This window comes from Stenotrophomonas sp. 05L414_2, from assembly GCF_056397905.1.
Genome location: NZ_JBFTOJ010000070.1, coordinates 20582 through 30014 on the forward strand (window position 1 = coordinate 20582; position 9433 = coordinate 30014).

Annotated in this window: 8 protein-coding genes; 4 read left to right on the forward strand and 4 right to left on the reverse strand. The window is 65.9% G+C overall.

The window, feature by feature from the left end; all coding sequences use genetic code 11:
- Window positions 1–12: 12 nt before the first annotated feature.
- On the forward strand, window positions 13–1194 hold the full coding sequence (locus AC1DJN_RS11695; RefSeq protein ID WP_478039232.1) for an MFS transporter: 1182 nt from the start codon (window positions 13–15) through the stop codon (window positions 1192–1194).
- A gap of 40 nt (window positions 1195–1234) precedes the next feature.
- Here AC1DJN_RS11695 and AC1DJN_RS11700 read toward each other — a convergent pair whose 3' ends face one another.
- Window positions 1235–2650 carry a GGDEF domain-containing protein gene (locus AC1DJN_RS11700; RefSeq protein WP_032976031.1) on the reverse strand — a complete coding sequence of 472 codons (1416 nt, stop codon included), beginning with the start codon at window positions 2648–2650 and terminating at the stop codon, window positions 1235–1237.
- Between the two features lie 287 nt (window positions 2651–2937).
- Here AC1DJN_RS11700 and AC1DJN_RS11705 point away from each other — a divergent pair, with 287 nt between their 5' ends.
- Complete coding sequence (locus tag AC1DJN_RS11705; protein WP_442251705.1) at window positions 2938–5184, forward strand: TonB-dependent siderophore receptor; 2247 nt, start codon at window positions 2938–2940, stop codon at window positions 5182–5184.
- A gap of 45 nt (window positions 5185–5229) precedes the next feature.
- Here the strand turns inward: AC1DJN_RS11705 and AC1DJN_RS11710 are convergent, their stop codons facing one another.
- The gene (locus tag AC1DJN_RS11710; RefSeq protein WP_032976034.1) at window positions 5230–6156 is read right to left on the reverse strand and encodes a hypothetical protein; all 927 of its coding nucleotides are present in this window, start codon (window positions 6154–6156) and stop codon (window positions 5230–5232) included.
- A gap of 221 nt (window positions 6157–6377) precedes the next feature.
- Between AC1DJN_RS11710 and AC1DJN_RS11715 the strand changes: the two genes are divergently transcribed.
- Window positions 6378–7352: a cation diffusion facilitator family transporter gene (locus tag AC1DJN_RS11715; RefSeq protein ID WP_032976035.1), complete on the forward strand. Its 975-nt coding sequence runs from the start codon at window positions 6378–6380 to the stop codon at window positions 7350–7352.
- Window positions 7353–7379: 27 nt separating this feature from the next.
- Here AC1DJN_RS11715 and nfi read toward each other — a convergent pair whose 3' ends face one another.
- Window positions 7380–8060: a deoxyribonuclease V gene (gene nfi, locus AC1DJN_RS11720; protein ID WP_025873770.1), complete on the reverse strand. Its 681-nt coding sequence runs from the start codon at window positions 8058–8060 to the stop codon at window positions 7380–7382.
- Between the two features lie 94 nt (window positions 8061–8154).
- On the opposite strand from nfi, the gene gpmA reads away from it, so the two are divergent.
- Window positions 8155–8904 carry a 2,3-diphosphoglycerate-dependent phosphoglycerate mutase gene (gene gpmA, locus AC1DJN_RS11725; protein WP_032976037.1) on the forward strand — a complete coding sequence of 250 codons (750 nt, stop codon included), beginning with the start codon at window positions 8155–8157 and terminating at the stop codon, window positions 8902–8904.
- Between the two features lie 63 nt (window positions 8905–8967).
- Here the strand turns inward: gpmA and AC1DJN_RS11730 are convergent.
- Window positions 8968–9433 (reverse strand): hypothetical protein (locus AC1DJN_RS11730; protein ID WP_478039233.1); only part of this gene is annotated, 466 nt, incomplete at its 5' end.

The following is a 9433-nucleotide window of genomic DNA, read 5'->3' on the forward strand; positions in this document are numbered from 1 at the left end:
GCAACCACACTGATGATGCCTTCGCTGTCCCGCCCCGTGTTGGGCCTGCTCGCCATTGCTGCCGGTGCCAGCGTGGCCAATGTCTATTTCGCGCAGCCGTTGCTGGAGCGCCTGGCCCGCGATTTCGCCCTGGATGCCGCCGTGGCCGGTGCAGTGCTGGCTGCCACCCAGGCCGGCAGCGTGCTGGCCCTGCTCGGGCTGCTGCCGTTGGCCGACCGTGGCGACCGCCGTCGACTGCTGCGGGTGCAACTGCTGGCGCTGGTGGTGGCGCTGCTATGGCTGGCCGCCGCCCGCAGTACCGCGTGGTTGCTGTCGGGCATGCTGCTGGCGGGTCTGCTGGGTACCGCGCTCACCCAGGGACTGATCGCCTACGCCGCCAACCTCGCTGCACCGGAGCAACGCGGGCGGGTGGTCGGCATGGTCCAGGGCGGCGTGTTCATCGGCCTGCTGTCGGCACGCGTGGTCTCAGGTGCGGTAGCCGCCGTAGCGGGATGGCGCGCGGTGTACCTGCTGTCGGCATTGCTGATGGCGGCGCTGGCACTGCTGCTGTGGCGGCGCCTGCCGCACGTGCCGGTGCCCGCAATGCCGCYGTCGTGGCGCAACCTGCTGCGTTCGATGGCCGATATGCTGCGGCAGGATCGCGCGCTGCGCGAACGCGGGCCGCTGGCATTGTTCCTGTTTGCCGGTCTCAACGTGTTCTGGGCCGCGGTGCCACTGCCGTTGTCGGCGCCGCCGTTGAACTGGTCGACCGCCGCCATCGGCGCGCTGGGCCTGGCCGGCATCATCGGCGCACTACTGGCAGCGCGGGTCGGGCACTGGATGGATCGTGGCCTTGCCCACCGGGTGAGCCTGGGGGCGCTGCTGCTGATGCTGGTCGCCTGGCTGCCGTTGCTGGGCCTGCCGTACTCGCTGGCCCTGTTGCTGCTGGGCGTAGTGGTGCTGGATCTGGGCGGGCAGGCGTTGCATGTGTCCAACCAGGCCCTGCTGCTGCGTGCACCGGCCGAACAGCATGGACGCCTGGTGGCGCTGTACATGATGTTCTATGCCGTGGGCAGCGGTGTGGGGGCTGCGGCAGGCACCTGGACGCAGGCGCGCCATGGGTGGCCGGCGGTGTGCGCGCTGGGCGCGGGCATCGCGCTGCTGGCACTGACGTGGTGGGCGACGTGGCGCATACCGCGCAAGGACGCTGCGTAGCGTCGAGACCGTCCGGCGCCACGTCACGCGCGCTGCAGGCTCAACGTTGCAGCGCGCGTCGTCCCGGAGCTTCCGGCAGTGCGTCGTCGGCCACCACCACCCGGTTGCGGCCCTGTCGCTTGGCGGCATACATCGCCGCGTCGGCGCGCGCCATCAGCCGCTCGTAATCGGGATGCCCATCGTGTCCGGCCACGCCGATGCTCGCGGTCAGCGCCAGCGTCTGTCCGTTGGGCAGGGTGATCGGCGACTGTGCGATCTGCCGGCGCAGGCTTTCGGCGATCACCTCCGCCTGTGACTCGCTTGCCGCCACCAGCACCACCACGAACTCCTCGCCGCCGTAGCGGAACAGGTAGTCGCTGCCTCGGGTCTGCTGGCCGAGCAGGGCTGCGACGTGCTGCAGCGCGCGGTCGCCGGCGTCATGACCGTGGCCATCGTTGATCGCCTTGAAATGGTCCAGGTCCAGCAGCAACAACGAGAACGGCGTGTGGTTGCGCGTGGACAACTCGATCTCACGACGTAGCACGGTCGGCAGGAAGCGCCGGTTGAGCAGGTTGGTCAACGCATCGCTGCCCGCATCCAGTTCACCGATGCGTTCGAACAGCAAGGTCATCAGGTTGCGGATGGTGGCCAGGTCTTCGCGGATCATCGGCAGGGCGGTCAGCCGCCGTGCCGGATCTTCATCGGTGGCGCGCTGCAGGCGGTTGTCGATGCGGGCCATCAGCTGGCCCACCTGCTGCGTCTCGCTGCTTTCGCCGAAGCTGGGAATGCCCTTGTGGGTGAACCACAGGCCGAATTCCGAGCTCGCCAGACTGGCGTTGTCGGCACCGGTCGCATGGCCGGCGAGGGTGTACAGCAGGCTGTTTTCCCAATCCAGCAGCAGGGCGCGCTGGCGCTCGCGCTCGGTGCTGACGTTCTGCACCAGCGAGAACAGCCGGTACGCCGCATCGGTGCGCGAAGAGCGCTCACGGGCGTGCGTATAGGCCAGCGTCATGCCTTCCATGGCGATGTCCATGATCGCGCTGAGGCAATCGATGGCGGCGAAGGCGGTGTCGTTGTCAGCGGCATCGGCGCGCAGGCGGATGAACAGCTCGTGCTTGAGTACGCGCGCACCGCGGGCCACCAGGTCCACCGGAATACCGACCCGTGCGTGCACATCGCCGATCACCCGTTGTGCGGCGACGGTAGCGGCAATGCCATCCGCATCGGTGGTCAGCAGCTGGGCCAGCCAACGCTGCATCGCCGGTTGCAGGCGCTGCTTGACCTGTTCGTGGGACAGGAAGCGGCGCGCACGCGTGTCCTGCAGCAGCACTTCGTAGAAGCGCTGCGCCAGCGTCGGCGGTGCATCGGCGGCCACGGCATGCAGCAGCGCGGCGGCGGCGGGGCCGGCCAGCAGCAGACACTGCTGCCAGGCCTGAGCCAGCGGTTGGCTGGCTTCGTCCAGTTGGGGTGTATCCACGTCGATCTCTAACGGCGCACAACAGACCACGGTATCGGCCGCAGCTGTCGACGGTTGATGGCAGGGAAGCCGGCCAGTTTAAGCGCCATGCAGGCCGAAAAACGCGGATGAAGCACATGCCGGCCGATGCCGCAATGCGTTGACGCATTTGAGAATCACTCGCATTTATGAAAAAATGATGGCAGGAACCGGCATGCGGGCATCCCGCAGTGATCGTTCCGCCTCCCCCGTCGCCGCCTCGTGCCCTATGCCAGAGGCTTCCGTTGCCCTGCCAGAAGGTTCAGAACATGCCTGCAAACACTCTTTCACCGCGCCCGCTGGCGCTTGCCATCGCTGCGCTGCTGGCCACCGCTGCCGTCACCGCCCATGCGGAAACCGATGCCACCGATATCGACACCGTGCATGTCACTGCCTCGCAGATCGCGCGGCAGGCGCTGGGCACTTCCACCATTACCGCCGAGGACATCGCCAAGCGGCCGCCGGTCAACGACATCGCCGAACTGCTGCGGACGATGCCCGGTGTCAATCTGACCGGCAACAGTGCATCGGGCCAGTACGGCAACAACCGGCAGATCGATCTGCGCGGCATGGGGCCGGAAAACACCCTGATCCTGATCGACGGCAAGCGCGTGGGTGCACGCGACGCGGTGCGCATGGGCCGCAGTGGCGAGCGCAACACGCGCGGCGATACCAACTGGGTGCCGGCGGAAATGATCGAACGCATCGAAGTGCTGCGCGGCCCGGCAGCGGCACGCTATGGCTCGGGTGCCTCCGGTGGCGTGGTCAACATCATCACCAAGCGCCCGACCGGCGACCTGACCGGTGCGGTTGACCTGTACGGCCTGGTACCCGAACACAGTGCCGAGGGCGGCAGCGAACGCCTCGGCCTGCAGCTGAGCGGGCCGATGACCGACACGCTGTCGTTCCGGTTGTACGGCAACCTCAACAAGACCGATGCCGATTCGCTGGATCTCAACCGCGACTTCGCCACCGGTGCCAATGCGGTACCGCCAGCGGGCCGCGAAGGCGTCAAGAACCGCGACGTCAACGCGCTGCTGCGTTGGGACGTGACCGCCAACCAGGTGGTCGAGTTCGAGGCCGGTACCAGCCGCCAGGGCAACATCTATGCCGGCGATCGTGCGGTCAGTACCACTGGTACCTCCACCGGTGTCGACCTGGCCGCGCTGGCCGAGCAGCAGGCCGAGACCAACCGCATGTATCGCACCACCGGCGCGATCACCCATCGCGGACGCTGGGGCGATGTCAGCTCGCGGCTGACGGCAGCGGTGGAAGGGGTGAACAATTCGCGCATCAACGAAGGCCTGGCCGGCGGTCCGGAAGGCAGCTTCAATGGCGCCGACTGGTCGACCTCGCGCCTGCGCAACTACCAGCTGGACGGCGAGGTCAGCTTCCCGACCACCCTCGGCGGCGCGGAGAACGTGTGGACGCTGGGCTTCGAGTACCTCGACAGCCGACTGACCGATCCCTATTCGATGAGCCAGTCCAGCAGCAGCGGTGGCGGCATTCCGGGCCTTTCGGCCGATCGTGCACGCGGCAAGTCCGAGGCACAGACCACCGCCGTCTACGTGGAAGACAACATCTATCTCGGTGAACGCTGGATCGTGACCCCGGGCCTGCGTTTCGACCATCACAGCCAGTTCGGCAACAACACCAGTCCGAGCCTCAACGCGCAGTTCCGGCTCAACAGTGACTGGGTGGTCAAGGGCGGCATCGCACGCGCGTTCAAGGCGCCGAACCTGTACCAGTCCAACCCGGACTATCTGTATTACACCCGTGGCAACGGCTGCCCGAACGCGTTGCCGAGCCTGGGCGCCGGCTGCTACATGCAGGGCAATGCGGATCTCAGGGCAGAGACCAGCCTGAACAAGGAACTGGGCGTGGAGTGGGCACCGCAGAGCGGCTGGCAGGCCTCGTTGACCTATTTCCACAATGACTACAAGGACAAGATCCAGGCCGGTTACACCCAGATCGGCCTGACGGCCGACCGCAAGGGCCGCATCTTCCGCTGGGAGAACGCACCCAAGGCCATCGTGCAGGGGCTCGAGGGCAACCTGGTGATCCCGCTGCTGGGCGAGCAGGGTGACCGCCTGAAGTGGAGCAACAACTTCACCTACATGGTGGAGAACGAAAACAAGAGCACCGGCCAGCCGCTGTCGGTGATTCCCAAGTACACCGTCAACACCATGCTGGACTGGCAGGCCACCGAGCAGCTGTCGCTGCTGCTGACCGGCACCTTCTACGGCAAGCAGGAACCGGCCACGGCCAACATCAACAACGATCCGCGCTGCACCGCCAACTGCGATGCGTCCACCGTGCTGCAGACCCGCGGCGCGTACAACGTCTGGGGCGTGAGCGCGCGCTACAAGGTGACCGACACGGTCAGCGTGGGCTTCGGCGTCAACAACCTGGCCGACAAGCGCCTGTTCCGCGAGGCCAACAGCAGTGACGCCGGTGCGGCGACCTACAACGAACCCGGCCGCGCGTACTGGGCCAGTCTGCGTTTCGGCTTCTGATCCGATGAGCGCTGCGCCGGGAGGGTTCCGGCGCAGCCTGATGGCTTACTTTACCTGGCGGCAATCGCGAAGGTGGACACCACCGGTGTCCATCTTGTCGACCACGCCGTCCAGCTTCACCCAGTCGTTCTCGCGCAGGGTGGCGCCCAGCGCCATCTGATCCGGGGCCAACGCACAGTGAACGGTGAAATTGGCATTGTTGTTGTCGTTCGACTGGCGCCCGCCGATGCCACCGATGCCCTTCATCTTGGTGACCAGATAGCCCACCTCGATGGTGTTTGTAAAGCGGTTGGGCTGGGCGGTGTAGACCTGGCCATCGATGATGAAACGACGGCCGAAATACTTGACCAGCAACGGCTGGTACATTGCTTCCGTGTCGGGYGGGGTGCTGGAGCCGGAGAACAGCGCCTTGAGCGGTGCGGTATTGATTTCCCGCTGCAGCCGCTTGGAGTCCTTGCCCATTTCGGTGGACATGCCGACCGCGGTGGCCTGGATCGGCTTGTCGAAGCCACTGGAGACACGCACGGCTTCGGCGATCGCCTCGCCCTCGGGGCCGGTCTTGAGCTTGTCCAGCCAGCCACACAGCGCGCTGCGTGCGTCCTCTTCCTTGGCGGTCTGCCCCCGTGACAGTTTGGTGCCGACCGCCACGTTGCCGCCATTGGAGGCGGTGATGACGCTGACCAGCGGCACCTTCGTGTCGGTCTGCAGCACGTACATCTGGCCTTCCGTCTCGGTGATGACGTCACCGCTGACGAAATTGTTGCCCTCATCAAGTGCCGCCTTGCGCAGCTGGCCCAGCGCACTGCGCGGCTTCAGGCCGGGAAGAGTGACCTCGGAGGTAAAGAACTGGCCATTGCGGGGGTCACCTACCGAGCGGAAATTCTGCTGGCAGGTCTTGGCCGAGGCGCTTGCGGCCATGCCCAGCGTACAGGCCACGGCGACGGCGACCCAGGGAGTCTTGGTAGTCCACATGTTCCGAATTCCTTGTGCTTGTGTGTCCATTGCGGGCAGCCACGCCGAGGCGATACGGCTGCCCGTCCCCGTCCAGAGGGGATGCGGCCATCATAGTGTGGCCCGGCACGGGCGCAAGCCGCAGCGACCCGCGTCGCGGATTCTGCAATGTTATAAACACCGTGATAGTTTCCCGACACCCGCCGGCGTAGCCTGACTCCCATCGCCAAGGAGCTGTTGCCATGGGTCACGACCACGATCACCTGCCATCCGAGATCCGCCACGAGAAACCCTTGTGGTGGGCGCTCGGCCTGACCTCCACCTTCCTTGTCGTGGAGGTGGTCGGTGCGTTCTGGACCAACAGTCTGGCACTGCTGTCCGATGCCGCGCACATGGCTACCGACACCCTGGCGCTGATGATCGCGCTGGTGGCCGTGCGGCTGAGCCGGCGCCCGCCGGATGCGCGCCGCACCTACGGTTATGCACGTCTTGAAGCACTGGGCGCGATGATCAACGGCGCAATGCTGTTCGTGGTTGCCGGCTACATCCTGTGGGAAGCCATCGGTCGCTTCCGCCAACCGCAGGAGATCGCCTCCACCGGCATGCTGGTGATTGCAGCGGTCGGCCTGGTGATCAACATGATCTCCATGCGCCTGCTGCAGGCCGGCAGCGGCGAGAGCCTCAACGTGAAGGGCGCCTACCTGGAAGTGTGGGCCGACATGCTCGGCTCGGTGGCGGTGATCGCCGGCGCGCTGTTGATCCAATGGACCGGATGGAAGCCGATCGACCCGATCCTGGCCGTTCTGATCGGTTTGTGGGTGCTGCCGCGCACGTATGTGCTGATGCGCGAGGCCATCAACGTGCTGCTGGAAGGCGTGCCCAAGGGCATGGACGTGGCCAGGGTCCGCGACCGCCTGTCCGACCACGACGCAGTGCTGGACGTGCATGACCTGCACGTGTGGGCGCTGGCGTCCAGCACGCCGGCACTGACCGCGCACATCGTGATGCGCGAAGGCGACGACGCCGACCGCCTGCGGCGCGAACTCGGTGATCGCCTGCACGATGATTTCGGTATCGAACACGTGACCTTGCAGATCGAAGCCGACCACTGCGGCGAAGCCTGTGGCCAGCCGTCGGCGACGAGGGACGACGATCACGCCGGGCACGATCATGCAGCTGCCGATGCGCAGGGCCATCGCGGTCACGTGCATCGCTGAAGCGGGTGTGGCGGCCGGTGCCCGGCGCTACCTCTGTTCGTCGCGCCGCGAGGCCAGCCGATCCGCCAGCCGGGTCGGCTCGGGCAGGCGATAGCCGCGCAGCGTGCGCTGTACCCAGGCCAGCGCGGTATCGGCACTGACCCGATGCCCGCCGGCGACGAACAGCGGCTTGCAGCGAAGCTTGCTGCGCAACACCCAGCCGAGCTGCTCGCCGCCGTCCAGCAACGGCGTGTGCGCGCCGGCCTCAGGGTCGGGCTCGATGAAGCGGCCCACCAGCTTCGATTTGGCCACGCCGATGCTCGGCAGGTCGGTCACCACGCCCAGGTGTGCGGCAATGCCCAGCCGGCGCGGATGGCTGATGCCATGGCCATCGACGAACACCAGGTCCGGTGCGCGCGGCAGCAACGCCAACGCAGCCAGCAGCGCCGGCAGTTCGCGGAAGCTGAGCAGGCCCGGGATATAGGGCATCACGGTGGGGATGCGGGCGATTTCCTGCGCCACCGGCTGCAGGGTGTCCGCGTCGAGCAACACGGCCGCAGCGCGGGTGATCGCGCCGTCTTCCTCGAAGCCGACATCCAGCCCGGCCAGCCAGCGCACGGTAGCGGGCAGCCGGTCCTGCCGCTGCACGCGGGTCGCCAGCTGCTTCTGCTGTTCGCGGGCGGCGCTGACGCTGCCTTCCCAGCGCCCGGGGTCGATCAGTGTATTCATCGGCCACAGGATGACATCCACACCGCCACGGCGCGGTGAGCGGGCGCCGGGGCTACAATGGCCGCCTGCCTTTCCTCGCGTTGGAGACCCTGCAGTGACCCGTAAACTCGTACTGTTGCGCCATGGCCAGAGCCAGTGGAACCTGGACAACCGCTTCACCGGCTGGGTCGATGTCGATCTGACCGAGCAGGGGCGCCGGGAAGCGGCTGCCGCCGGCCGCCTGATGCGCGAGGAAGGCCTGCAGTTCGACGTCGCCCACACCTCCGTGCTCAAGCGCGCCATCCACACCCTGCAGGGTGCGTTGGCCGAGCTGGAGCAGGACTGGCTGCCGGTGAACAAGTCCTGGCGCCTCAACGAGCGCCACTACGGTGGCCTGCAGGGCCTGGACAAGGCCGAGACCGCCGCCAAGCATGGCGAGGACCAGGTCAAGGTGTGGCGCCGTTCGTACGACATCCCGCCGCCGGCGATGGACCTGGAAGATCCGGGCCACCCGATCCACGACCGCCGCTATGCCGGGCTGGATCGCAACGCGCTGCCGGGCACCGAATCGCTGGCCACGACGCTCGACCGCGTGCTGCCGTACTGGCACGACGCCATCGCGCCGCAGTTGAAGGATGGCAGGACCGTGCTGGTCACCGCCCACGGCAACTCGCTGCGCGCGCTGTACAAGTACCTCAACAACGTCTCGCGCGAGGAAATCCTCGAGCTGAACATCCCGACCGGCATTCCGCTGCTGTTCGAGTTGAACGACGACCTCACCGTGAAGTCGTTCCGTTACCTGGGTGACCCGGAAGCGGCACGCAAGGCCGCCGAAGCCGTGGCCAACCAGGGCAAGGCCAAGTAAGAACGAAGGGCCGGCGCAAGCCGGCCTTTCTAAGACTTGGAGTTTCAAGACCGAAGAAGCTAGTCAAAACGGAATATCATCGTCTTCAATGAAGCGGGTGCTGGGACGAATGGGTTCTCTGCGGGTAACAAGAAGATCCTTGTGAAGCTTCATCCATTGGATGCCTTCAGGAGTTATTTGGTAGTGCTTGACGGGGTATGTTTGCCCGTTTGAATCCTCCTCAACAAGGCTCCGGGAAATTAGGAAACTCTTTTCGGTCAGTGTCGCGACGCCGAGGGCGATGCCCACCTCAGTTAAGCCGGCGCTTGAGAGCTTTCTATCCAGTTCCCAGTGGCTGATGCTTCCGATTTCGGTGGGCCAGAATGCAAACGCCAAGGACAAGACCGCGATCTCATTTGCATCAAGGTCTGTGTTGTTCGCGATGTTGGGATTCAACGTTGGCGCAAGCTGTGATCGTTGCTCGTTGCGCAATTCGTGTTGAATGAGTTTGACAAGATTGGCTTCCAGTTCTTCGTAGCCGCTTCTGGAG